Origin of the sequence: Pseudomonas sp. PS01299, from assembly GCF_029960145.1 — a bacterium.
GTDB lineage: Bacteria > Pseudomonadota > Gammaproteobacteria > Pseudomonadales > Pseudomonadaceae > Aquipseudomonas > Aquipseudomonas putida_A.
The window spans coordinates 1-24697 of the sequence record NZ_JASCPO010000052.1; the positions used below are offsets into that span (position 1 = coordinate 1).

At 60.9% G+C, this 24697-nt stretch carries 18 protein-coding genes; 5 read left to right on the forward strand and 13 right to left on the reverse strand.

What is annotated here, in order from left to right:
* Positions 1-102 precede the first annotated feature (102 nt).
* A complete protein-coding gene (locus tag QMX91_RS11970) occupies positions 103-771 on the reverse strand; it encodes a polysaccharide lyase family 7 protein (RefSeq protein ID WP_027610627.1) in 669 nt (222 codons plus the stop codon).
* Positions 772-1105: 334 nt separating this feature from the next.
* Between QMX91_RS11970 and QMX91_RS11975 the strand changes: the two genes are divergently transcribed.
* Genes QMX91_RS11975 through QMX91_RS11985 form a run of 3 tightly spaced genes read left to right on the forward strand, consistent with a single transcriptional unit; the run spans position 1106 to position 4109 of the window.
* Positions 1106-3229, forward strand: a complete 2124-nt coding sequence (locus QMX91_RS11975) for an EAL domain-containing protein (RefSeq protein WP_282412757.1) — start codon at positions 1106-1108, stop codon at positions 3227-3229.
* 43 nt (positions 3230-3272) lie between these two features.
* Positions 3273-3761, forward strand: coding sequence for a M48 family metallopeptidase (locus QMX91_RS11980; protein ID WP_098966017.1), 489 nt, complete (start codon positions 3273-3275; stop codon positions 3759-3761).
* A 51-nt stretch (positions 3762-3812) separates the two neighbouring features.
* Positions 3813-4109, forward strand: coding sequence for a winged helix-turn-helix domain-containing protein (locus QMX91_RS11985; protein ID WP_003229005.1), 297 nt, complete (start codon positions 3813-3815; stop codon positions 4107-4109).
* Positions 4110-4225: 116 nt separating this feature from the next.
* Here QMX91_RS11985 and QMX91_RS11990 read toward each other — a convergent pair whose 3' ends face one another.
* Positions 4226-4678 (reverse strand): GNAT family N-acetyltransferase, encoded by a 453-nt coding sequence (locus QMX91_RS11990; RefSeq protein WP_282412758.1) that lies wholly within the window; start codon positions 4676-4678, stop codon positions 4226-4228.
* Between the two features lie 256 nt (positions 4679-4934).
* On the opposite strand from QMX91_RS11990, the gene QMX91_RS11995 reads away from it, so the two are divergent.
* Positions 4935-5672: a transporter substrate-binding domain-containing protein gene (locus QMX91_RS11995; protein ID WP_139055221.1), complete on the forward strand. Its 738-nt coding sequence runs from the start codon at positions 4935-4937 to the stop codon at positions 5670-5672.
* Positions 5673-5784: 112 nt separating this feature from the next.
* Here QMX91_RS11995 and yccS read toward each other — a convergent pair whose 3' ends face one another.
* From yccS to betI, 9 genes are all read right to left on the reverse strand, one after another.
* Complete coding sequence (gene yccS / locus QMX91_RS12000; protein WP_183784879.1) at positions 5785-7977, reverse strand: YccS family putative transporter; 2193 nt, start codon at positions 7975-7977, stop codon at positions 5785-5787.
* A gap of 227 nt (positions 7978-8204) precedes the next feature.
* Entirely contained in the window at positions 8205-9383 is a 1179-nt protein-coding gene (locus QMX91_RS12005) for an NAD(P)/FAD-dependent oxidoreductase (RefSeq protein WP_282412759.1), read from the reverse strand.
* 153 nt (positions 9384-9536) lie between these two features.
* Positions 9537-10922, reverse strand: a complete 1386-nt coding sequence (gene dbpA / locus QMX91_RS12010; RefSeq protein ID WP_007962660.1) for an ATP-dependent RNA helicase DbpA — start codon at positions 10920-10922, stop codon at positions 9537-9539.
* Between the two features lie 282 nt (positions 10923-11204).
* Positions 11205-12644: a multidrug transporter subunit MdtD gene (mdtD, locus tag QMX91_RS12015; RefSeq protein WP_210556460.1), complete on the reverse strand. Its 1440-nt coding sequence runs from the start codon at positions 12642-12644 to the stop codon at positions 11205-11207.
* A gap of 202 nt (positions 12645-12846) precedes the next feature.
* Positions 12847-14184: a TldD/PmbA family protein gene (locus tag QMX91_RS12020; RefSeq protein WP_282412760.1), complete on the reverse strand. Its 1338-nt coding sequence runs from the start codon at positions 14182-14184 to the stop codon at positions 12847-12849.
* The gene (locus tag QMX91_RS12025) at positions 14184-15626 is read right to left on the reverse strand and encodes a TldD/PmbA family protein (RefSeq protein WP_282412761.1); all 1443 of its coding nucleotides are present in this window, start codon (positions 15624-15626) and stop codon (positions 14184-14186) included. The genes QMX91_RS12020 and QMX91_RS12025 overlap by 1 nt, the downstream gene beginning before the upstream one ends.
* Positions 15627-15912: 286 nt before the next feature.
* On the reverse strand, positions 15913-17616 hold the full coding sequence (betA, locus tag QMX91_RS12030) for a choline dehydrogenase (protein WP_098966005.1): 1704 nt from the start codon (positions 17614-17616) through the stop codon (positions 15913-15915).
* 236 nt (positions 17617-17852) lie between these two features.
* The gene (gene betB, locus QMX91_RS12035) at positions 17853-19325 is read right to left on the reverse strand and encodes a betaine-aldehyde dehydrogenase (protein WP_027610639.1); all 1473 of its coding nucleotides are present in this window, start codon (positions 19323-19325) and stop codon (positions 17853-17855) included.
* An 89-nt stretch (positions 19326-19414) separates the two neighbouring features.
* Positions 19415-20008 (reverse strand): transcriptional regulator BetI, encoded by a 594-nt coding sequence (gene betI, locus QMX91_RS12040; RefSeq protein ID WP_025108530.1) that lies wholly within the window; start codon positions 20006-20008, stop codon positions 19415-19417.
* A 428-nt stretch (positions 20009-20436) separates the two neighbouring features.
* Between betI and betT the strand changes: the two genes are divergently transcribed.
* Complete coding sequence (gene betT / locus QMX91_RS12045; protein WP_097089039.1) at positions 20437-22434, forward strand: choline BCCT transporter BetT; 1998 nt, start codon at positions 20437-20439, stop codon at positions 22432-22434.
* 199 nt (positions 22435-22633) lie between these two features.
* Here the strand turns inward: betT and choV are convergent, their stop codons facing one another.
* Entirely contained in the window at positions 22634-23812 is a 1179-nt protein-coding gene (gene choV, locus QMX91_RS12050) for a choline ABC transporter ATP-binding protein (RefSeq protein ID WP_007962646.1), read from the reverse strand.
* Positions 23809-24654, reverse strand: coding sequence for a choline ABC transporter permease subunit (choW, locus tag QMX91_RS12055; protein ID WP_007962645.1), 846 nt, complete (start codon positions 24652-24654; stop codon positions 23809-23811). The genes choV and choW overlap by 4 nt, the downstream gene beginning before the upstream one ends.
* Positions 24655-24697 lie beyond the last annotated feature (43 nt).

Genomic DNA, 24697 nt, shown 5'->3' on the forward strand with positions numbered 1-24697 from the left:
CGCGAATACGGTGGGTCAGCAATATTGATGTTGAACGACACTCCGCATTCGCGAGCAAGCCCGCTCCCACAGGGTTTTGTGTAAGTATCGGGGCCGCCGATGTCACTTGTTGTGATCAATATCCAGCTTGGTAAACGTCACCTGCCCACCCTCACTGGTATATCCAGTGTTGTCCTGCACATATACCCCGGCCTTGAAGTACAGCGGCTTGTTGCGCCACGTCGCGCTGATCTGTGAATCCCACTGGTAACCCGCCGCGCTCACGCCCAGTGCTCCGCCGGGGCTGAGGTGGATCAGGTAGTTGAATTCGCGGTCGAGTTTGATGCCGGTGGCGAGGGTGATGACGCGGCTTTCGTCGTCATCGGGGTGCATGCGCACTTTGATGACGAGGTTGCCGGTTTCGGTCTTGGTCTTGTACTGGTATTCGAGTTTGACCATCGGCTTCTGGCTTTCATACGCGTGGATCTGGCCGATGACGATCTTGCCGGAGCTGGGCACCTTGTTCACCGCGAGGGTTGCGCGCAGGGTGTTGTCGGCGTCCGGGTAATACCAGTTGCGCAGTGTGCCGTTGCTGAAGGTTTCGCGCAGTTCGGTGCGCGGGTAGATGGCGTTTTCGGTTTTTGACCCGGTCACCGGTGACCAGAAAAACAGCGTGCCGGTGTCGGAATGGAAGTACTGATCCTTGAAGCCATTCACCAGTTTGGAGGTTTCGACGGTGTACGGCGGACTGCCGACGGGAACGCTGAGGTTCCAGGTTGCGAGATCGATCATGTCGGTTCTTCCACTCAATTCATCCTGAACGCGAGTGCCAGAAGCTCTAGCCCGCGCCTTTTCGGGCGGCAGTTATAAGCGTAGAGGAGTTTTTTGTTAACGCCCGTTTGGCAGATGATTGGCGTCAACATCCTGTCGAAATGCCATCTGTGCCGGTTTTCGGGGGCTGCAGGGGTGACCGTTAGTCGGTAAGTCGCCGCTTTGGCTAAATGATGGCGGCGTGACAGCTTCTGCTTTCACAGATCCGCGACTAGAGTGATGGCTCAGTAACTGTACGGTTTTCCCAAGAACCGGCCGATAGTCCGACAAGAGATGTCCCGACAAGAGAAGCAGCATGGAATGCGCGCAACCCCAGCCAGGTGAAGGCAGCTCTGTCCTTTTGATCGTTGATGATTACCCTGAAAACCTGATCAGCATGCGCGCGTTGCTGCAGCGTCAGGATTGGCACGTCATGACCGCCGCCTCCGGCTTCGAGGCGCTCAATCTGCTGCTCGAACACGACGTCGACCTGGTGCTGCTGGATGTGCAGATGCCGGGCATGGACGGCTTTGAAGTCGCGCGATTGATGCGCGGCAGCCAGCGCACACGCCTCACGCCGATCATTTTCCTTACCGCCAACGAACAGTCCCAGGACGCCGTGATCAAGGGCTACGCCAGTGGCGCGGTGGATTACCTGTTCAAACCGTTCGATCCGCAGATCCTCAAACCGAAAGTCCAGGCATTGCTCGAACACCAGCGCAACCGCCGCGCCTTGCAGCGTCTGAGTCATGATCTGGAGGTCGCTCGGGCCTTTAATGCCTCGGTGCTGGATAACGCGGCGGAAGGCATTCTGGTGCTCGGCGAGGACGGTTTGATCCGCTTCGCTAACCCGGCGATTTCGCGGCTGCTGAATGCGCCGGTGAAGGAGCTGGAGGGCAAGGAGTTTCTCGATTTCCTGCAGAAACCGCACATCCCGCTGTGGGCCAATTCCGAATTGTTGGCCGGTTATAAACGCGGTGAGACTTTGCGTCTGCATGATGCGTTGTTGCGGACGGCGCCGGGGCAACAGGTGCCGGTGGCGTTGTCCTGTGCGCCGTTGCCCGCCGAGCAGCGGGCGATGGTGGTGACGGTGCTGGACATGTCAGTGGTGCGTCACCTGCATCAGCAGCTGGAATTTCAGGCGGTCACCGATCCGTTGACCGGTCTGCTCAATCGCCGGGGCTTTTATCAGACGGTGGAAAACCTGCTGCTGCGCGGTGAACGCAGCGACAGCAGCTGGGTGCTGCTGTATCTCGACCTCGATGGTTTCAAGCGGGTCAACGATTCCCTCGGCCACGATGCTGGCGACCGGGTGCTGCGCTGGGTCTCCGAGCAATTGAAAGCCTGCCTGCGGCCGTTCGATATTCTCGCGCGCATGGGCGGTGACGAGTTCACGGCGTTGCTCGATCTGGAGTTCCCCGAGCAGGCGGCGAAGATTGCCGAGAAGCTCATCGAGCGGGTATCGGTCTGTCAGCAGATCGAAGGACTGGACATCGCCCTAGGCGCGAGTATCGGCATCGCCACCTACCCGGACTGCGGCTCGAACCTCGATGGCTTGCTGCGCGCCTCCGACATTGCCATGTACGAAGCCAAGCGCGCCGGGCGTCAGCAGTATCGTTTTTACGATCACGAAATGAACGGCCGCGCCCGCTCTCGGCTGATGCTCGAAGAGAGCGTGCGCAATGCCATCGAGAACCGTGATTTCAATCTGGTGTATCAGCCGCAAGTGGCGATCGACAGCGGGCAGATCCGCGGTTTCGAGGCGTTGCTGCGCTGGCAGCATCCGAGCGTTGGCGATGTGCCGCCGGGGCTGTTCCTGCCATTGCTGGAAGAGGCACGGCTGATCAGTCGGCTCGGCAGCTGGATCTATCATCGCGGCGCCGGCCAGCGTAAAGCCTGGGAAACCCTGTTCGCCGAGGATCTGGTGCTTGGCGTGAGTTTGAGCAACACCCAGTTCGGGCTGCCGAACCTGGTCACCGAGTTACGTCAGGTGCTGGAGCGGCACGCGCTGGAGCCACGGCAACTGGAGGTCGAAGTCACCGAAGACGCACTGATGCACAACCCCGACGAGACCCGCAAACAGCTGCGCCTGCTGCGCAATCTCGGGGTGCGGGTGGCGCTGGATGATTTCGGTTCAGGGCCGTGCTCGCTGGCGCATCTGCGTGATCTGGAGCTGGACACGCTCAAGCTTGATCGACACCTGATTGCGCGGCTGCCGGATTCGACGCGCGACGCGGCGCTGGTCAGCAACGTGATCAATCTGTGCAAGCAGTACGGTTTGCTGGTGATCGCCGAAGGCGTGGAAACCATCGAGCAGTACCAATGGCTGCAAGCGCATGGCTGCGAATATGTGCAGGGTTTCCTGGTGGCGCGCCCGCTGACCTCCGAAGACGCCGCCAGCTTCGCCGAGCCCTTCGACTGGGGCGCGCTGCCGGTTTGAATTCGCTACACTGGCGCTCTTTTCGAACCGTATTGCCGTGCCCATGACTGCGTTGAAATACCTCCAGGCCTATCCCGCGCAATTGCAGGATCAGGTGCGCCAACTGATCGCCGAACAGCGTCTGGGTGACTACCTGAGCCAACGCTATCCGGGGCGTCACGATGTGCAGAGCGACAAGGCGCTGTACAGCTACGCGCTGGACCTGAAGCAGGAATACCTGCGCAACGCGCCGGCCATCGACAAGGTGCTGTTCGACAATCGCCTCGACCTGACGCACCGTGCGCTGGGCCTGCACACCACAGTCTCAAGGGTGCAGGGTGGCAAGCTCAAGGCCAAGAAAGAGATTCGCATCGCCTCGTTGTTCAAGGAGGCAGCCCCCGAGTTCCTGAAGATGATCGTCGTGCACGAACTGGCGCACTTCAAGGAATCGGATCACAACAAGGCCTTCTATAAATTGTGCGAACACATGCTGCCGGGGTATCACCAGATCGAGTTCGATTTGCGGGTGTACCTGACGTGGCGCGATTTGTAGGAGCTGCCGAAGGCTGCGATCTTTTGATCTTTTAATTAACGGAGCCCATGCATGGACGTCAGCAAGACCAAAAGCAGCTTTTACCGGCGCCTGTACGTGGCCTACCTGATCGACAGCGGCCTGGCCCCAAGCGTCCCGGCGCTGACCGAAGTGACCGGCATGCCCCGGCGCACGGCGCAGGACACGATCGCCGCGCTGGCGGATCTGGATATCGTCTGTGAATTCGAGCAGGAAGAGGGCGCGCGCAACCATGCCGGGCGCTATCGGATTCGCGAGTGGGGAGCGATCGATCGCGGGTGGATCGAGCGTAATCTGCGGCAGATCAAGGCTGTGCTGGAGTATCCCTGAGGTTCGCAGTGCCTGAGCTGACGCCTTCGCGAGCAAGCCCGCTCCCACAGTAGACCGAGTTCCTTCAGATGGAATGCGATCAAAATGTGGGAGCGGGCTTGCTCGCGAAGGGGCCCTCAAGAACGACGCATGCCGATATGCGGAATGTCATCCTCCAGATACTCCTCACCCGCCACCACAAACCCGTACCTGCCGTAATACCCCTGCAAATGCGCCTGCGCCGACAGATAGATCGACACCTGCGGCCAATGCTTCCCGGCCTGTTTCAGCGCGTGCTCCATCATCACATGCCCGAGCCCTTTGCCGCGGCCCTGCGGCGCAATGATCACGCGGCCGATCACCACGTCACCGCCCTGGGATTCGGGATCCAGCAGGCGTAGATAGGCCATCAGTTGATCGCCTTCCCAGCCCATGAGGTGATGGGTATCGCCGTCCAGATCCTGGCCGTCGAGGTCCGGGTAGGCGCATTTCTGTTCGACCACGAACACTTCCGAGCGTAGCTTCAGCAGTGCGTACAACTCTTCTTTGCCCAGATCACTGTGATGCTTGCAGATCCACTCGATTGTCATCTTCCGACTCCTTGAACACCGTCGCCCGATACTAAGGGCACAGGCTCTGGATGTCTGTATGGCGGAACAGTCTGTGACAAAGGTCAAAATGCCATCATTCCTTTCTCGCGGTGGCGGCTGCTTTGTGTAATCTGCTGGAAAGCGCTGTGCACTGGCTTCAATGAGCTACTGTTAGGGCCTGGGTTTCGCCGGTAAGGGGCCTTGGGGTTTTGACTGAAAACACGCTGGGCAGCCCGCCCGCTAAGGATTTTCAAGCATGCCGCGACTGCATCGAGCCTTTGCTTTGATCGGATTGCTCTTGCTGGCCCAAACCGCCGCAGCGGACAAGTTGCGACTGGTGTTTGATATCTGGCCGCCCTTTACCGACGACACGCTGGTCAACGGTGGTCTGGCCACCGACATCGTCAGCACCGCGCTGGCGCGGGCCGGTTATGCCAGCGACTACGAGCAGGTGCCGTGGGCGCGGGCACTGCTGGGGGTGGGCGAAGGACGATACGACGTGCTGGTCAATGCCTGGTACAACGACGAACGGACCAAAATCGGCCAGTTCTCTGGCGAATACCTGCTCAACCGCATCCGCTTTCTCAAGCGCAAGGACACGCCGCTGGAGTACGGCAGCCTCGAACAACTGCACACCTACCCGGTGGCGGTGGTGCGCGGTTATGCCTACTCGCAGGCCTTCGATGCCGATACTGCACTGGAGAAAGTCCCTGTGCATAACTTCGCCATGGCCGTGCGCATGCTCGCGGCGGACCGGGTCAAGCTGACTCTGGAAGATGAATACGTCGCGCGCTATTACCTGGCCCGCGAATCAGCCAAAGTGCGCAACGCCGTGGAGTTTCTGCCCAAGCCGTTGAGCGAGAACAGCCTGCATATTCTGGTAAGCCTGAAGAATCCGCAGCATGAGCAGATTGTGGCCGGGTTTGATAAGGCGATTGCGGCGATGAAGGCGGATGGCAGTTATGACAAGTTGCTGCGCCAGCATGGGATGTGAGAGCTGATCCAGAATTTGTTAAGTGGCTGATGGCCCTATCGCGAGCAGGCTCACTCCTACAGTTTGAAATGCGTTCCCTTGTAGGAGTGAGCCTGCTCGCGATGGCGTCTGATCAGCCGCCGCTGACCTCACTGGTGTCTTTGATCAAATGCGCCGCCAACGTCCGCAACGGCCCCAGCTGCCGGCAGATCAACGCCAGTTGCGTCTGCACCAGTCGCTGTCCTTCATCGATCTCGTCGGGCATCTGCTCCAGCTCATTGGCCAGCGCTTCTTCTTCGTCACTCTGAATCGCCACCGGTTGCTTGTTCGCCAGGCCCTGGGCAATGTCGTCGATGCTCGCGGCCAGTTTCACTCCGGCGCCGTCGATCAGTTGTTCACGCACGTCTGCCGGTAGCTGCGTTTCGCGATGCGCGCCCAACCCGGAGAGGTAGCTGAGCAGGGTGTGCGACAGCACCAGAAAACGGAAACCGACGTCCGCTTCCTTACGGAAATGCCCCGGCTCCATGAGCATGTTCGCCAGCGTTGTCGACAGCGCCGCATCAGCGTTGTGCGCGTTGCGTCGGGCCAGGCGATAGGCGAGGTCGTCGCTCTTGCCGGCAGCGTATTGCTGCATGATCTGGCGCAGGTAGATGCTGTTGCAGGTCAGGGTGTTGGCCAGCACCTTGTTCAGGCGTCGGCCCTGCCAGTCCGGGAGGAACAGGAACACCGTCAGGCCGGCGATCAGGCTGCCGAGCAGGGTATCGAACAGTCGTGGCAGGAACAGCCCGTAGCCATCGCCGATCTGGTTGAAGCAGAACAGCACCATGATGGTGATGGCGGCGGTCGCCAGGGTGTAGCGCGTGGTGCGGTTGGTAAAGAACACCACCCCGGCGGCGATCGCGAAGCACGACTGCACCAGCGGGCTGGGGAACAGATCGAACAGCGCCCAGGCCACGGTCAGGCCGATGGCGGTGCCGAGAATCCGCTGACCGAGCTTGCGCCGGGTCGCGCCGTAGTTCGGTTGGCAGACGAACAGCGTGGTGAGGATGATCCAGTAACCCTGCGACGGGTGAATCAGATGCACCATGCCGTAGCCGATACTCAGCGCCAGCGGCAGGCGCAGGGCGTGACGGAACAGCAGGGAAGTCGGTGTCAGTTGCGTACGCAGGCGAATCCACACGTCCTTGAGGTTGCGCGGCGAGCGGTCGAGCAGGCTGCTGTCGGTGGCGTCCGCCAAGGCATCCGGGTTGCTCGCGTCGCTGAGCAAACGGTCGAGGGTGCCGAGGTTGGCTGCCAGTGCGCGCAGCGAACGCAGGAGGCCGCGCCACGCCGGATTGCTCTGGATGCGCAGGTGTTCAAGGGAGGCATCGAGGTCAGTCAGTGCTTCGGCAAAACTGGCGTCGTAGACGAACGGCTGGCGCATCTGGATCGATTCGGCCAGCGCGCGGCAGGCCTTGCCCTGCTGGCGCAATAAACGCTGGCAGCGGAACAGCACGTCGCTGTGGAAGAACGCATCGGCCAGCGCGTTGTACGGATAGTGCGAGGAGCTGGCGCGTTCGTGAATGTCCTGGGCGAGGAAATACAGCTTCAGATAACGGCTGACTTTCGACCCCGGGCGGCCGTTGCCGACCCGGTGCAGAATGATTTCCTTGGCGCTGTTCAGCGCCGCTACCACTCGACCGTTCTGCTGCGCCAGTTCCAGCCGTCGCCCCTCGACGTCCAGTTGGCGGATCGGCTCGAACAGCGAGGCTTTCAGCTTCAGGTAGAAACCCAGTTCACGGAACAGCCGCGCCAGACTCTGCTGCACCGGCTGGTTGGAAAACATCGCCTGCCACAGCACCGAGAGCAGGCCGTACCACGCGGCACCCGCCACCAGCAGCATCGGTTCGTGCCAGAAATCGGTGACCGCGCCGCCGCGCTGATCCACGCCGATCATGGTGTAGACCGACAGGATCAACGTCGCCGAGGCAATCGCGCCATAACGCTCGCCGAGTGCGCCGAGCATGGTCAGGCCGAAGCTGGCCAAGGCCAAGGCGATGGCGAACACGATGGGGTAGGGGAAGAGCAGTTCCACCGACAGCGCGGCGATACTGAAACACACCAGCGTCACGGCGAGGGCGTTGAGGCGCCCCTGCCAACTGTCGTCGGTCTCGGCCAGGGCGCTGGCGATGATCCCGAGGAACAACGGGATCAACAGGCCCATTTCATCCTGATACCAACACAGCGCCATGCTGCCGGTCAGGGCGATGAACACCCGCACGCTGTAGCTGAATTTATCCAGCGCCCACAGGCGCCGCAAAGACTGACGAAACGAGGTCGAGGACATGAAGTGCGAAGGCCTTCCGAGGCGATGCCGCTAAATTGAGCCAGTAATGACGCCGACGCAATGGCGCCGATCACATCTGACAGCAAAAAGTGTTCCTTACTGCATCACGCATAACAACTGTGGGAGGGGGCTTGCTCCCGAAAGCGGTGTGTCATTCAACATGTATGTCGACTGATCCAGCGCATTCGCGAGCAAGCCCGCTCCCACAGTTTTTGATTTGTGTTGGATCAGACGTACTGCGCGGCCGCGTAACCCGAGGCCCAGGCCCACTGGAAGTTGAAACCGCCCAGATGCCCGGTGACGTCGAGCACTTCGCCGACAAAATACAGCCCCGGGCTTTTCAGCGACTCCATGGTCTTGGACGACACTTCGCGGGTATCGACGCCACCCAGCGTGACCTCGGCGGTGCGATAGCCTTCGGTGCCGGCCGGGACGACTTTCCAGCTGCCGAGCTTGTCGGCGATCTGCGCCAGTTCGGCGTGGGTGTACTGCTTCATCGGTTTGGACACGAACCAGTTGTCCGCCAGCAGATTGGCCATCTTCTTGGTGAAGATCTCACCAAGCAAAGTTTTCAGCTCGCTGTTCGGGCGTTCGGCTACTTGCTGCTGCAGCCATGCCGCGGTGTCGTGATCCGGCAGCAGGTTGATCTCCACGGTGTCGCCCGGCTCCCAGAACGACGAGATCTGCAGAATCGCCGGGCCACTGAGACCACGGTGAGTGAACAGAATGTTCTCGCGAAAGCTCTGGTCGTTGCAGCTGACCAGACAATCCACCGAAGTACCGGACAGCTCGGTGCACAGTTCCTTGAGCTGATCAGTGATGGTGAACGGCACCAGTCCGGCGCGGGTCGGCAGCAGTTCATGGCCGAACTGTTTGGCGACCTGATAACCGAAACCGGTAGCGCCCAGCGTCGGGATCGACAGCCCGCCGGTGGCGATCACCAGCGACTGGCACTGGAGCTGGCCGAGGGTGGTGTCGAGCAGGTAGCCGTTTTCGACTTTCTCGATGGTCTGGATCGAGGTGTCCAGGTGCAGCTCGACGCCGACCTGATCGCACTCGTCGAGCAGCATGCCGAGGATGTCGCTGGATTTGTTATCGCAGAACAGCTGACCGAGTTTCTTCTCGTGATACGGCACGCCGTGCTTGGCGACCATGCCGATGAAATCCCACTGGGTGTAGCGCGCCAGTGCCGATTTGCAGAAATGCGGGTTACCCGAGAGGAAATTGCCCGGTTCGGTGTACATGTTGGTGAAATTGCAGCGGCCACCACCGGACATCAGGATTTTCTTGCCGGCCTTGTTCGCATGATCGAGCAGCAACACCTGACGCCCACGCCCGGCGGCGGTCAGTGCACACATCAACCCTGCGGCGCCAGCGCCAATGATCACGACTTCGGTAGAGCGCAAAACGGTGTCCTCTTGGTAGGTCGCTACAAAACAAACTGTGGGAGCGGGCTTGCTCGCGAATGCGGTATGTCAGTTGACACATAAGTCGCCTGATACACCGCATTCGCGAGCAAGCCCGCTCCCACAGGGGATCTTCTTTGCTTGGAAGATCGTTTACAAAACCCGCACGCGCAGCGAACGGCCCTTGATCTTGCCGTTGTTCAAGCGCTGCAGTGCCTGCATGACCACGGTGCGTTCAACCGCCACATACGACTGGAAGTCGAAGATCGCGATCTTGCCGACCTGGGCGCCGGGGATGCCGGCGTCGCCAGTCAGTGCGCCGAGGATGTCGCCCGGACGCACTTTGTCTTTACGCCCGCCGGCGATGCACAGGGTGCTCATCGGTGGCTGCAGCGGGGCGCCGCCCTGGGACTTGAGATTGTCTACCTGATCCCAGTTCAGCGGAGCTTTCTGCAGCTGTTCGATGGCTTGCGCGCGATGCGCTTCGGACGGTGCCACGAGGCTGACCGCAATACCTTTCTCGCCGGCACGACCGGTACGGCCGACGCGGTGAATGTGGATTTCCGAGTCGCGGGCCAGCTCGACGTTGATCACCATGTCCAACGCGTCGATGTCCAGACCACGAGCGGCGACATCGGTGGCGACCAGAACCGAAGTACTGCGGTTGGCGAACATCGCCAGCACCTGATCGCGGTCACGCTGTTCCAGATCGCCGTGCAGGCCGACGGCGGAAATGCCTTTGGAGGTCAGGTGGTCAACGGTTTCCTGCACTTGCTGCTTGGTGAAGCAGAACGCCACGCAGGAAGCCGGGCGGAAGTGGTGCAGGACTTTGGTCACTGCGCTCATGCGCTCTTCCGGGGAAATCTCGTAGAAACGCTGCTCGATCTGCGTGTCGTCGTGGAACGCCTCGGCTTTCACCGTTTGCGGATCGCGCATGAATTTCGACGCCAGTTGCTTGATGCCCACCGGGTACGTGGCGGAGAACAGCAGGGTCTGGCGGCGTGCCGGGGTCTTTTCGATGATGTCTTCGATGGCGTCGTAGAAGCCCATGTCGAGCATGCGGTCGGCTTCGTCGAGGATCAGCGTGTTCAGGCCGTCGAGCACCAGCGAACCCTTGCGCAGGTGTTGCTGGATACGCCCCGGGGTGCCGACGATGATGTGCGCGCCGTGCTCCAGCGAAGCGATCTGCGGGCCGAACGACACGCCGCCGCACAGGGTCAGGACCTTGATGTTGTCTTCGGCACGGGCCAGACGCCGGACTTCCTTGGCGACCTGGTCGGCCAGCTCACGGGTCGGGCAGATCACCAGCGCCTGGCAACCGAAGTAGCGCGGGTTGATCGGGTTCAGCAGGCCGATGCCGAACGCGGCGGTCTTGCCGCTGCCGGTCTTGGCCTGGGCGATCAGGTCCATCCCCTTGAGGATCACCGGCAAGCTCTGCGCCTGGATCGGCGTCATCTGGGCATAACCGAGGGATTCGAGGTTAGCCAGCATGGCGGCGGACAGCGGCAGAGTATTAAAAGCGGTGGCGATGGTGGTCACGGGACTGGCCTGCAAAACAAAATGTCGCGCAGTGTAGCAGCCCCGTGCCACTTTCCTCGAAAGTTCTGGACGAACAGTGCCTGATTTCATTCCCCCAGGCTTTCCTTGAATGAAGATAAACCTGTGGCGAGGGGATTTATCCCCGATGGGGTGCGCAGCACCCCCTGAAAAGGTTGAATGCGATCAGCCTGATGTACTGAGGCGGCAGATTATGGGGCTGCTGCGCAGCCCATCGGGGATAAATCCCCTCACCACAAAAGCATTCACAAAACATGACACTGTCTAGTGTTCGATGTGCTCATCCGGATGTTCATCCGGGCGTTTGACCCGGCGGCCGTCCTCTTTCGACAGTTGCGAGAAGATCGTTGCCGCCAGCATCGCCATCACTCCGACTGTGACAAACGTCAGCTGGAACGCACCCAGCACGGTCTCGACGCCGTCGTTGCCGATCTCCGCCGTAAACCCGCCGAGCAACGCACCGGCACAGGCCACGCCCAGACTCAGCGACAATTGCGCCACCACCGACAGCAAGCTGTTGCCGCTGCTGGCGCTGGCGTCGTCGAGGTCGATCAGGGTCACGGTGTTCATCGCGGTGAATTGCAGCGAGTTGATCGCGCCGAGAACCGCCAGCAGGCACAGCAGCAGCCAGTAAGGTGTCTGCTCGCTGACCAGGCCCATGCTCGCCAGCATGATCCCCAGCGCCAGAGTGTTGCCGGTGAGCACAATGCGATAGCCGAGGCGTTCGATCAGCGGCCGCGCCATCCACTTGGCAAACATCGCCGCTGCAGCCAGCGGCAGCATGCTCATCCCGGCTTGCGATGGCGAATAACCCAGCGCCACCTGCAGCAGCAATGGCACCAGAAACGGCAGGGCGCCGCTGCCCAGGCGGGCGAACAGGTTGCCGATAATTCCGACCGCGAAAGTCCTGGTCTTGAACAGCGAAGGGGCGAACAGCGGATTTTCGACGCGCCCGGCGCGCAGCCAGTACGCCGCCAGACAGGCCAGACCGCCGAACAGCAGCAACATCACCCGCAGATGCGGCAAGTGCAATTCGCCCAGACCTTCCATGGCGATGGTGATCAGGATCATCGCCGCGCCAAACAGCAGGAAACCGAGGCTATCGAAGCGCGTGCGTTCAGTACCGCGCAGGTCGGGGATGAATTTCCACACCGCGTAGCAGCCGAGAATACCGACCGGCAGGTTGATCAGGAAAATCCAGTGCCACGTCAGGTATTGCACCATCCAGCCGCCCATGGTCGGGCCGATCAGCGGGCCGAGCAGGCCGGGAATGGTGATGAAGCCCATGATCCGCACCAGTTCCGAACGCGGGTAGGCGCGCAGCACCACCAGCCGTCCGACCGGCAGCATCAACGCGCCGCCCAGACCCTGGATCACCCGCGCGCCGACCAGCATGCTCAGGCTGCTGGACAAGGCGCAGAGCAGCGAGCCGAAACTGAACAGCAGGATCGCGCCGAAGAAAATTTTCTTGGTGCCGAAGCGGTCGGCGATCCAGCCCGAGGCCGGAATCAGCAAGGCCACGGTGAGCATGTAGGCGATGACCACACCTTGCATGCGCAACGGGTCTTCGGCCAGATCCCGGGCCATGGCCGGCAGGGCGGTGTTGAGGATGGTCCCGTCGAGGGACTGCATGAAGAACGCAATGGCGACGACCCACGGCAACCAGCGGGCGGTGATGGCGTCGAGAGGCGGGCGTGTGGGCATGGAACCTCTTGTGGGTGGTTAATCCAAATGGCTTGTTGTGCATGAAACTCTGTGGTGAGGGGATTTATCCCCGATGGACTGCGCAGCAGTCCCCTGCATTTGATTTTAAAAGCGGGGCCGCTACGCGACCCATCGGGGATAAATCCCCTCGCCACAGGGTTCACTCCAGTACTTGATCCCAAGGTGTGCTGGAGGTTTGCGTTTACAGGGTCAAGGTCAGTCGGCTCACCAGCGCCCCCGGCAACAACGCCGACGAGGTATTGCGCTGGCTATACGTGCTCGCCGACAGCAGCAACTCACGCTCGGCGGTCAATGCTTCCAGCTGCGAACCCAGCAGACTGTAGGCGCTGTCGTCGAAGCGCATGGTGCTGACCGGCGCCTGAATCTCGCCGTTCTCGACCCAGAAAGTTGCGAAGCGGGTCATGCCGGTCAGGCGCGCCGCCGGTTGATCCGAGTAGTTCAGGTACCACAGATTGCTGATGTACAGCCCGGTGCCCAACTGCTTGAGGATCTCTGCCTGTGACAGATCACCGGCGGCCATGTTCAGCGCACTTGGCATTTCACCGCCGCTGGCGCCGTTGGCGGTCAGGCCGTACTCGGCGGCACTGCGCGAACCGACCAGTTGATCGCCGGCCTTGCCTTCGACAATCAGCCGCAGATCGCTGCGCGGATAACCCTCGCCGGAGAATGCCGGGCTCAACGAACCGCTGACTTGCTCATCCAGCGAGACCAGCGGACTGAACGTCTGATCGCCGACATACAGCTTCTGCAGCGGGCTGCTTTTGCTGGCAATCGACTGCGCCGAGAAGCCGCCCCAGCTGAGCATGCCCATGATTTCTTCCAGCGCGGCCGGCGCCAGGTACGCGCGGTATTGCCCCGGTGCGAGGGTGCGTAACGGTCGACCAAGGAACGCCAGTTGCTCGCGGGCCTGCTGGAAGCGTCGGGTGAAGCCTTCGCTGCTCCACTCGTGCCCGGCGTAGCTGGCTTTCACTGCTTCGCCGTTGTCGTGGAACAGGCTGAAGTCGAAGTTGAAGCTGTTGGCCTGATGCCAGCCAAACGCCCCTGAGGAACTGGCGAAACCACGGCTGATCGGGCCGGCAGCATAGAAGCCGACCAGATCCAGACCTTCAGCAGCAGTGCAGATTTCCTCGACCACCTGCTCGGTGTCCGGCAGCGGATGTTCCTGCACGTTGTAGCTCTGCCAGCCGTTGTGGTTGAGCAGCAGGTACGGATCCTGTGGCAGCAGCGGCAGGGTTTCGCGCAGTTGTTGCAGGCCTTCGGCGAGGCGTTGCAGATCGGCTTCCTGATCACCGGACAGGGTGATGTGCAGATCGGCGTGACGGCCGTCGTTGATCAGCTTCAGCCCGACGTCGGCTTGCTGCACCTGGCCGGCCTGACGCACCTTGGCGTGATTGAAACGCACGAACGCCGAGGACTCGGCGGCGTAGCTGAGGGTGAATTGCTCCGGCTCGCGCACACTGTCGCGCAGCCAATTGACCATGACCTTGAAGGCGTCGGACTGACTCTTCGAAATGCTCATCAGGCGTCTCCCCCAAACACATCAACGTTGCTGAATACGCAGGCCGGTGAAGCGTGGCCGACGCGGATCACCTGGTTCGGCTCGCCCTTGCCGCAGTTTGGCGTGCCCAGCACCATTCGGGTGCCGGCATTGCCGACCGCGCGCAGACTCTTCCAGAAGTGCGCGGAAATGCCTCGGTAATTCGGATTTTTCACCACACCCTTGAGTTCACCGTTCTCGATCAACTGACCCCACTCGCAACCGAACTGGAATTTGTTGCGCGCATCGTCAATCGACCATGAACGGTTGGTGCTCATCAGAATGCCGTGCTCGATGCCGCTGATCAGTTGCGTCAGCGACTGGTCGCCCGGCTCGATGTTGAGGTTGGCCATGCGGTCGATCGGCGGCCGGTTCCAGCCGCAGGCGCGGCTGTTGGCAACGCCGTCGAGACCGGCACGGAACTGCGACAGTGCGCCGCCCAATGGCCGCAACAGCAAGCCTTCGCGAATCAGGAATTGTTTGCTGGCTTTGCTGCCGTCGTCATCGTGGCCGTAGCTGGCCAGCTCTTCGGGAATGTCCGGATCGAAGGTCACGTTGAGCAGTTTCGAGCCGTATTGCAGGCTGCCGAAGTCACTGGTTTTGACGAAACTGGTGCCGGCGTAATTGCGCTCGTCACCGAGGATGCGGTCGAGCTCCAGCGGGTGACCGATCGACTCGTGGATCTGCAGCATCATCTGGTCCGGCATCAGCAACAGATCGCGCGGGCCTTGCGGGGTGTTCGGCGCGAGCAGCAGTTGCAAGGCCTGATCGGCCACCTTCGGGCCGGCGCCGACCAGGCCGCAACGGCTGATCACGTCGGCGCCACCCTGTTGGCCGAAGTTCTCGCGGCCGAGGGAGCGGGTCTGGCTGTCGTGGCCGTCGTAGGCGGTGACATCCAGGCTCGGATAGACGAAGCGCTGGGCCTGGCGCAATTCGGCACCGGCGCTGCTCAGGTAGATCTGCTCGACGTGGGTGATGCCGATGCTCGCTTCCCAGTTCACCAGGCGCTCATCCTTTGGCACCGAGGCGGATTCCGCGCCGAGCAGCTCGAAGCATTCGCTCAGGGACGGGAAGGGTTGCTCAAGATTGGGCGAAAAGTAATCAGCGCGATCGCTCGATACAGGCTGTTCGCGCAGGTCGAGCAAGGCGTGCGGCTTCAGTCGCCGGGCCTGCTGTTCGGCGCGCTCAAGGGCGGCTTGCAGGCCTTGCTGCGACAGGTCGTTGGTCGCCGCATAGGCTTCAACGCCGTTGACGCGCACGGTGAGCATCGCGCCTTCGTCGCGGCTCAGGCTTGGCGGCTCGGCGACGTTCTTGCGCACCGACAGGTACTGGCCGGACTCGCGTACATACCGCAGGGAAAAAAACTCGGCGCCCGTGCGCAAGGCAGCGAAGCGCTGCTTGAGCTGGGGGTGAAAATCGAACATTCGGGAACCTCCTTGTTATGGAGTTGCGGGGTGAAGCGATTCGGCGGGGAGGGGGGAAACGATTGCGCGAGGCCTAGAGTAGGCCTGCGTGGGGGTAGGATCAAGTGAAGAGGGGGTGTAGGAGGATTTACTGTGCAGCAGGGGAATTTGTGCTGAATGTGAGGGCCCCTTCGCGAGCAGGCTCACTCCTACAAGTTAATCTCCAGTGTTCACATAATGCGTGTTCACTGGAGATCCTTGTAGGAGTGAGCCTGCTCGCGATTAGCCGTGACGCGGTGTAATGGAATTACTGAGCAGCCGGGGTGATATCACGCATCGGCTTGCCCTTCACCGGCGCACCGCCAGCCACGTAGTAGGCAGCATTGCTACGCGGCAGTGGCTTGCGGCCACGGATCTTGTCGGCGATTTTCTCGGCGATCATGATCGTCGGCGCGTTGAGGTTGCCGGTGGTGATGATCGGCATGATCGAAGCGTCGACCACACGCAGGCTCTGCATACCGTGCACGCGACCTTCGCCATCCACTACGGCCATCTCGTCGGTGCCCATCTTGCACGAGCAGGACGGGTGGAACGCGGTTTCGGCGTGCTCGCGGATGAACTTGTCCAGCTGCTCATCGGTTTGCACGTCGATGCCCGGGCTGATTTCGCGGCCACGGAAAGCGTCCAGCGCAGGCTGTTGCATGATTTCGCGGGTCAGGCGGATGCCGTCACGGAACTCCTGCCAGTCCTGCTCGGTGGCCATGTAGTTGAACAGGATGCTCGGGTGCTGACGCGGATCCTTGGACTTCAACTGGATGCGACCACGGCTCGGCGAACGCATGGAACCCATGTGTGCCTGGAAGCCGTGCTCTTTCACACCGTTGCTGCCGTTGTAGTTAATCGCTACCGGCAGGAAGTGGTACTGGATGTTCGGCCACTCGAATTCCGGACGCGAACGGATGAAACCGCCAGCTTCGAACTGGTTGCTGGCGCCGATGCCGGTGCCGTTGAACAGCCACTCGGCACCGATGGCCGGCTGGTTGTACCAGAGCAGCGACGGGTACAGGGAGACCGGTTGGGTGCAAGCGTATTGCAGGTACAACTCAAGGTGATCCTGCAGGTTTTCACCGACGCCCGGCAGGTCATGCACCACCGGGATGTCGAGGCTTTCCAGCAGTTTTGCCGGGCCGACACCGGAGCGCTGCAGAATCTGCGGCGAAGCGATGGCGCCGGAGCACAGCAGGACTTCCTTGCGCGCTTTGGCTTCAACACGCTCTTCTGCCGAACCGACCAGGTACCGCACGCCGACCGCACGCTTGCCTTCGAACAGAATCTTGTCGGTCAGGGCGTGGGTGACGATGGTCAGGGTCGAGCGCTTTTTGGCGACGTCGAGGTAGCCACGGGCGGTGGAAGCACGACGGCCGTTCGGCGTCACGGTGCGGTCCATCGGGCCGAAGCCTTCCTGCTGGTAGCCGTTCAAGTCTTCGGTGCGCGGGTAACCGGCCTGCACGCCGGCTTCAACCATGGCGTGGAACAGCGGGTTGTTGCCCGCCTTCGGCGTGGTCACGCTGACCGGGCCGTCGCCACCGTGGTAGTCGTTCGGGCCGATATCGCGGGTTTCCGCTTTACGGAAGTACGGCAGGCAGTCGAGGTACGACCAGTCTTCCAGACCTGGCAGCTTCGCCCAGCCGTCGTAGTCCATCGCGTTGCCACGGATGTAGCACATGCCGTTGATCAGCGAGGAGCCGCCAAGGCCTTTGCCGCGACCGCACTCCATCCGGCGGCCGTCCATGTGTGGCTCCGGATCGGTTTCGTACGCCCAGTTGTAGCGACGACCCTGCAGCGGGAATGCCAGCGCGGCCGGCATTTGCGTGCGGAAGTCGAAGCGGTAGTCCGGGCCGCCTGCTTCGAGCAGCAGCACGGTGACGCCTTCGTCTTCAGTCAGACGGGTCGCCAGGGTGTTACCGGCCGAGCCGGCACCGATGATGATGTAATCGAATTCTTGGGACATTGAATGCACCCTCTTTAGATGTGGTCAGGTCAAGATCGCCGGAACACTGCAAAACCTGTGCTGAGGAGAAAATCCCCTGTGGTGAGGGGATTTATCCCCGACCGGCTGCGCAGCAGTCGTAAAGCCAGCGAATGAGTTCTGTCTGGAGAGTTGCAGGGTCTGGATGGGGGCTGCTTCGCAGCCCGTCGGGGATAAATCCCCTCACCACAAAGGCCCCATCCAGACTCTGCGTCAGATCAGAACACCGAGACGTAATCGCCCAGCTCGACCTGTACCGATTTGATGCGTGTGTAGTTGGTCAGCGAGCTGATGCCGTTTTCACGGCCCACGCCCGACTGCTTGTAACCGCCAACCGGCATCTTCGCGTCGGACTCGCCCCAGGCGTTGATCCAGCAGATACCGGCTTCCAGTTGATGAATCACGCGGTGCGCGCGGTTCAGGTCTTTGGTGACGATACCGGCGGCCAGGCCGAAGTCGGTGTCATTGGCGCGGCGGATCACTTCTTCTTCGGTCTCGTAGGAGAGGATCGCCATCACCGGGCCAAAGATTTCTTCACGAACGATGGTCATTTCGTCGGTGCAGTCGGTGAACACGGTCGGCGCGACGAATGCGCCTTTGGCGAATTCACCGTCGGTCAGACGCTCGCCGCCGCACAGCACGCGGGCACCTTCTTCTTTACCCTTGGCGATGTAGCCCAGCACGCTTTCCATGTGGGCGAAGCTGACCAGTGGGCCGAAGTTGGTGTTTTCGTCTTCCGGGTTGCCGATGCGGATGCGCGCTACGCGCTCGACGATCTTGGCTTCGAAAGCGGCTTTCAGGTGGCTCGGTACGAATACGCGAGTACCGTTGGTGCAGACCTGACCGGAGCTGTAGAAGTTGGCCATCATCGCGGTGTCGGCGGCGCGATCCAGGTCGGCGTCGTCGCAGATGATCAGCGGCGACTTGCCGCCCAGTTCCATGGTCACGTCTTTCAGCGACGAAGCCGAAGCGCTGGCCATGACTTTCTTGCCGGTGTCGGTGCCGCCGGTGAAGGAGACTTTCTCGATGCGCGGGTGCTCGGTCAGCCAGGTGCCGACTTCACGGCCGCTGCCGGTCAGCACGTTGAACACGCCGTTTGGCAGGCCGGCTTCGGTGTAGATTTCGGCCAGTTTCAGGGTGGTCAGCGAGGTGACTTCGCTTGGCTTGAAGATCATCGCGTTACCAGCAGCCAGGGCCGGTGCGGATTTCCACAGCGCGATCTGGATCGGGTAGTTCCACGCGCCGATACCGGCGACCACGCCCAGTGGCTCGCGACGGGTGTAGACGAAGGAAGTGTCGCGCAGCGGAATCTGCTCGCCTTCGATCGCCGGCACCAGGCCTGCGTAGTATTCCAGCACGTCGGCGCCGGTGACGATGTCGACGTATTTGGTTTCGGAGAAGGCTTTACCGGTGTCCAGGGTTTCCAGAGCAGCCAGCTCATCGTTGCGCTCGCGCAGGATGTCGACGGCGCGACGCAGGATGCGCGAACGCTCCATGGCGGTCATCGCGGCCCAGATTTTCTGGCCCTTTTCAGCGCTGACCACAGCACGCTCGACGTCTTCCTTGGTCGCACGTTGCACTTGGGCGAGGACTTCACCGTTCGCCGGGTTGATGGCTTCGAAAGTGGCATCGCTGCCAGCGTCGGAGTACGCGCCATCGATGTAGAGTTTTTGCAGTTCGAAACGGGCCATAGTGTCCTCGCAAGTGCATTAGTGGTTGGCGTTGACCATCGCGGTGGTGCTGCGATGGCGGTTCAGGGGCCGAGCGTTTTCTGTGTGCTCTAACTCACCTGCTTGGCCAATTGGAAATCCATGTATTCGTAAGCGATCTGTTGCGCCTGCGCGGTGTCGAAAGCGTCTCCCGACAGTGCGCCGCGCAACCACAAGCCGTCGATCAACGCTGCCAGTCCACGCGCGGCGCTGCGCGCATCTTCGAGCGGCAACACACGGCGGAACTCGCAGCACAGGTTGGAATACAGACGGTGATCGTTGATCCGCTGCAACCTGTGCAAAGACGGCTGGTGCATGCTGGTGGCCCAGAAGGCCAGCCAGGTTTTCATTGCCGGGCCATTGACCTGGCTGGCGTCGAAGTTGCCTTCGATGATCACCTGCAGATGCGCCCGTGGGCTGCTGTCTGCCAGCGCCTGCCGGCGCGCGGTGACGTTCTCGCTGAGGACGTTCATCAGATACCGCATCGTGGCGGCAATCAGGCCGTTCTTGTCCTGAAAGTAGTGACTGATGATGCCATTCGAGACACCGGCCAAACGGGCGATCAGCGCAATGCTGGCGTCCCCCATACCGACCTGATCGACCGCCTGCAACGTGGCTTCGATCAGTTGTTGGCGGCGGATGGGTTGCATACCGACCTTGGGCATCTTGCACATCTCCTTAGGCCTTCCGACGGGCGATAAACGCCTATCGGATTGAGGGCCAGTCTATTTTGTTTTGATTGAACGTTCAATCAACAAAGAATAAGATCTGCGACAAATCGTCGCTGCCTACAGATTTTTTCTGCTTGTAAATGGCGATAAAACGACATCCGAAAATGCTTGAAACCTGCGTGGGGCATGGCGCGGTTCGCTGTTCGATGGACGTGTTGAATGGGCAAGACGCTCGGGGCCAGGTTTCGGATGAACGTCCGCACAGCTTTGGCCACGAAAGCGATTCGCAACGCCATTTCGGCAGGTTCGGGCTTTTTTCGGGGTGTCTTTATATCACCCGCCGGTCGGCTGCCAACTAACCGATTGGTCGGGTTCCGTGTTGCCTTGTGTTCTTCTCTCGCACTGCCTGGAGCATTTGTGCCATGAGTTCTGCCTCTCTTATAAAGACCCCGCCCGAGAAGGTGACGGTCAACGGTTGGGTGTTTTACACCTCTACCGCGTTGATTCTGTTGTTGACCGCCATTCTGATCATCGCCCCGCAAGAGGCCGGCAGATTGTTGGGTATCGCTCAGGCCTGGTTGTCGCGCAGCTTCGGCTGGTACTACATGGTGGTGATCGCCGCCTACCTGGTGTTTGTGGTGGGCCTGGCGTTTTCCTCCTACGGCAAACTCAAACTGGGCAGCAAGGACGACACCCCGGATTTCAGCTACGGCGCCTGGGCGGGGATGCTGTTCTCGTCGGGTATCGGCATTTCGCTGCTGTACTTCGGCGCCTCCGAGCCGCTGGATCACTACTTCAATCCGCCGGAAGGCGCAGCGGCCACCAACCTGGCCGCGCGTCAGGCGGTGCAACTGACCTTCCTGCACTGGGGCCTGCACGGCTGGGCGATCTATGCGCTGGTCGGTCTGGCCGTGGCGTACTTCGCTTACCGTCATAACCAGCCATTGGCCCTGCGTTCGGCGCTGTATCCGCTGGTCGGCGAGCGTTGGGTCAAAGGCGCGGCCGGTCACGCGGTGGACGGCTTCGGCATGTTCGTGACCCTGCTGGGTCTGGTGACCAACCTGGGGATCGGCTCGCTGCAGGTGTCCTCGGGTCTGGAAAACCTGTTCGGCATGGAGCACAGCAACACCAACCTTTTGATCGTGATCATCGTGATGAGCACCGTGGCGACCATCGCTGCCGTGTCCGGCGTGGAAAACGGCATTCGTCGTCTGTCCAACCTGAACATCGTGCTGTTCAGCGGCCTGCTGATTTTTGTCCTGCTGTTCGGCCCGACCCTGCACCTGCTCAACGGCTTCGTGCAGAACATCGGCGACTACCTCAACGGCGTGGTGCTGAAGACCTTCGACCTGTACGTCTATGAAGGCGACAGCGCCAAGTCCGACCGCTGGCTGGGCCTGTGGACCCTGTTCTACTGGGCGTGGTGGATTTCCTGGGCGCCATTCGTCGGCATGTTCATCGCGCGTATTTCCCGTGGTCGTACCGTGCGTGAACTGGTGGCTGGTGTACTGCTGATCCCGTTGGGTTTCACCCTGGCGTGGCTGTCGATCTTCGGTAACTCGGCACTGGATCTGGTGATGAACCAGGGGGCGGTGGAGCTTGGCAAGACGGCGCTGGAACAGCCGTCGATGGCGATCTACCAGTTGCTGGAACACTACCCGGCGTCGAAAGTCGTCATCGGTGTGTCGATCTTCGTCGGTTTCGTGCTGTTCCTGACCCCGGCCGACTCCGGCGCGGTGATGATGGCGAATCTTTCCTGCAAGGGCGGCAACGTTGATGAAGATGCGCCGCACTGGCTGCGGATCTTCTGGTCGGTGGTGATCACGCTGGTGACCATCGGTCTGCTGTTCGCCGGTAACTTCGAAGCCATGCAAACCATGGTGGTGCTGGCCGGTCTGCCGTTCTCGGTGGTGCTGGTGTTCTTCATGTTCGGCTTGCACAAGGCCATGCGCCAGGACGTGCAAATCGAACAGGAGCAGGCGCAACTGGCTGAGCGCGGTCGTCGTGGTTTCAGCGAGCGTCTGACGCAGCTGGATCTGCAACCGAGCCAATCGGTGGTGCAGCGCTTCATGGACAAACACGTGACCCCGGCACTGGACGACGCTGCTGCGCAACTGCGTGCACAGGGTCTGGAAGTGCAGACGCTGCTGGGCAAATCCAAGCGCTGCATGGGCGTGCGCGTCGAGATGGAAGAGGGCAACCCTTTCGTCTACGAAGTGAGCCTGGACGGCTACCTGGCGACCCCGACCGAATCGGCCCAGTCCGATGAAGCGCGCCAGCGTTACTACCGCGCCGAGGTGTATTTGCACAACGGCAGCCAGGACTACGACCTGATGGGCTTCACGCAGGATCAGATCACACGCGATGTGCTCGATCAGTTTGAAAGCCATCGGCAGCTCCTTGGCCGGGTGTATAGCTAAGTTGTAGGTGGTGCGGTGTTTCTGTCTGAAGCACCGTGCCGCATTCTTCGCGAGCAAGCCCGCTCCCACATTGGAATGCATTTCAAATGTGGGAGCGGGCTTGCTCGCGAAGGGGCCATCAGCTCCAACGCTGAACGCCCTGTATTCCGATAAACAAAAACGCCGCGATCCTCTCGCGGCGTTTTTGTGTCTGTGGTTCTTACCCCAGGTTCTTGCCCAGCAACGCGTGATACAGCTCGCTGTCGCCCAGAATCCCCACCACATGGTTGTTGTCGTGCAGCACCAGTTTGTTGCCGGTCTGGTAGCGAATCTGCAGCGCATCGCGCATGCCGATGTTCGAGTCCACCAGTGTCGGCTTGCGCTCCAGCGCTTCCACTGCTTGCCCCGGTGCCCAGTTCTGCAGGTTCAGTACCGAACCGTTCTGCCGCGCACCCTTGATCGTGTTGCCTTCGGCCAGGTCCAGCCACGAATCGCCACCCGGGTCGAGGCATACCGAACCGTTGATGCGTTTGCAGTTGTCCAGCGTGCGCATCAGGCTGCGGCCACACAGGACGTTGAGCGGATTGGTGTGGGCCACGAAGGTGCGCACATAGTCGTCCGCCGGGTTCAGTACGATCTCTTCCGGCACGCTGTACTGGATGATCCGGCCGTCCTTCATGATCGCGATGCGGCTACCCAGTTTGAGTGCCTCGTCGAGATCGTGACTCACAAAAACGATGGTCTTGCTCAGCTTGCGTTGCAATTCCAGCAGTTCATCCTGCAGGCCCTGACGGATCAGCGGGTCGAGTGCCGAGAACGGTTCGTCCATCAGCAGAATATCGGCATCCATCGCCAGCGCCCGGGCCAGGCCCACACGCTGCTGCATGCCGCCGGAGAGTTCATCGGGCTTCTTGTTGCGCCATTGAGTCAGGCCGACCAGTTCGAGCTTGTCGTCGACCAGCTTGCGCCGTTCCTTTTCCGGTCGGCCCTGCATTTCCAGACCGAAGCTGATGTTCTCGCGCACCGTCAGCCACGGCATCAGGGCGAACTTCTGGAACACCATGGCGATGCGTTTGGTGCGCATCATTTTCAGTTCGGCCGGGGTGCAGGAAGCGATGTCGATCTGCTTGCCTTCGTGCTCGACGAACAGCTTGCCGCGACTCACGGTGTTGAGGCCGTTGATGCAGCGCAGCAGGCTTGACTTGCCGGAGCCGGACAGGCCCATCAGTACGCAGATCTCGCCCTTGTTGATGTCCAGACTGGCCTTTTCCACGCCGACGATCTGCCCGGTCTTTTTCAGGATCTCGCTGCGGGTCAAGCCTTGATCGAGAAGTTTCAGTGCTTCGCGCGGATCCTTGGTGAAGATCACGTCAACGTTATCGAAGCGAATTATGCTCATGCGTCACCCCCTACTTTGGCGTCGGGTTGTTTGCAGATACGGTCGAGCATGATCGCCAGCAGTACGATCGCCAGGCCCGCTTCGAAGCCCAGGGCGATATCAGCAGTGTTCAGTGCGTTGACCACCGGTTTGCCGAGTCCGTCGGCGCCCACCAGTGCCGCGATCACCACCATCGACAGCGACAGCATGATGCACTGGGTGATGCCGGCAGCGATGCTCGGCATGGCGTGAGGCAGTTCGATCCGTGAGAGCAATTGGCGACGCGAGCAGCCGAAGGCCTTGCCGGCGTCCATCAGTTCTTGCGGGACATCGCGGATGCCCAGGTAGGTCAGGCGGATCGGCGCAGCGATGGCGAACACCACCGTGGAGATCAGGCCCGGCACCACACCCAGCCCGAAGAGGGTCAGGGTAGGAATGAGGTAAACGAAGGTCGGTACGGTCTGCATCAGATCGAGTACCGGACGCATTAAAGTGTAGAACATCGGCTTGTGCGCAGCGACGATGCCCAACGGCACGCCAATGACCACGCAGACCAGGGTCGCGAACATGACCTGGGCGAGGGTTTCCATGGTTTCCTGCCAGTACCCCAGGTTGAGGATCAGCAGGAACGAGGCAATCACAAAAACAGTCAGCCCCCATTTGCGCTGGATGAAATGCGCGAGCAGGGCGATGAGGCCGATCAAGACGAAGGGATTGAACCAGGTCAGCGCAAACGTCACGCCGTGGATCATCGTTTCCAGTGTCACGGCGATTGCGTCGAAGGTGCTGGCGCCGTGTTGCGTCAACCATTCAACGAAGCCCGCGATGTACTGGCCTAAAGGGATTTTCTGATCAATCAGCATGGTAGTGAACGTCCGCATGCAAGGAATAAACAGCCCGGGCGAG

Bases quoted from the DNA above. Each gene is read 5' to 3' on its own strand.
- QMX91_RS11970 (WP_027610627.1), bottom strand. From the start codon at position 771: ATGATCGATCTCGCAACCTGGAACCTCAGCGTTCCCGTCGGCAGTCCG.
- QMX91_RS11975 (WP_282412757.1), top strand. From the start codon at position 1,106: ATGGAATGCGCGCAACCCCAGCCAGGTGAAGGCAGCTCTGTCCTTTTG.
- QMX91_RS11980 (WP_098966017.1), top strand. From the start codon at position 3,273: ATGACTGCGTTGAAATACCTCCAGGCCTATCCCGCGCAATTGCAGGAT.
- QMX91_RS11985 (WP_003229005.1), top strand. From the start codon at position 3,813: ATGGACGTCAGCAAGACCAAAAGCAGCTTTTACCGGCGCCTGTACGTG.
- QMX91_RS11990 (WP_282412758.1), bottom strand. From the start codon at position 4,678: ATGACAATCGAGTGGATCTGCAAGCATCACAGTGATCTGGGCAAAGAA.
- QMX91_RS11995 (WP_139055221.1), top strand. From the start codon at position 4,935: ATGCCGCGACTGCATCGAGCCTTTGCTTTGATCGGATTGCTCTTGCTG.
- yccS (WP_183784879.1), bottom strand. From the start codon at position 7,977: ATGTCCTCGACCTCGTTTCGTCAGTCTTTGCGGCGCCTGTGGGCGCTG.
- mdtD (WP_210556460.1), bottom strand. From the start codon at position 12,644: ATGCCCACACGCCCGCCTCTCGACGCCATCACCGCCCGCTGGTTGCCG.
- QMX91_RS12020 (WP_282412760.1), bottom strand. From the start codon at position 14,184: ATGAGCATTTCGAAGAGTCAGTCCGACGCCTTCAAGGTCATGGTCAAT.
- QMX91_RS12025 (WP_282412761.1), bottom strand. From the start codon at position 15,626: ATGTTCGATTTTCACCCCCAGCTCAAGCAGCGCTTCGCTGCCTTGCGC.
- betA (WP_098966005.1), bottom strand. From the start codon at position 17,616: ATGTCCCAAGAATTCGATTACATCATCATCGGTGCCGGCTCGGCCGGT.
- betB (WP_027610639.1), bottom strand. From the start codon at position 19,325: ATGGCCCGTTTCGAACTGCAAAAACTCTACATCGATGGCGCGTACTCC.
- betI (WP_025108530.1), bottom strand. From the start codon at position 20,008: ATGCCCAAGGTCGGTATGCAACCCATCCGCCGCCAACAACTGATCGAA.
- betT (WP_097089039.1), top strand. From the start codon at position 20,437: ATGAGTTCTGCCTCTCTTATAAAGACCCCGCCCGAGAAGGTGACGGTC.
- choV (WP_007962646.1), bottom strand. From the start codon at position 23,812: ATGAGCATAATTCGCTTCGATAACGTTGACGTGATCTTCACCAAGGAT.
- choW (WP_007962645.1), bottom strand. From the start codon at position 24,654: ATGCTGATTGATCAGAAAATCCCTTTAGGCCAGTACATCGCGGGCTTC.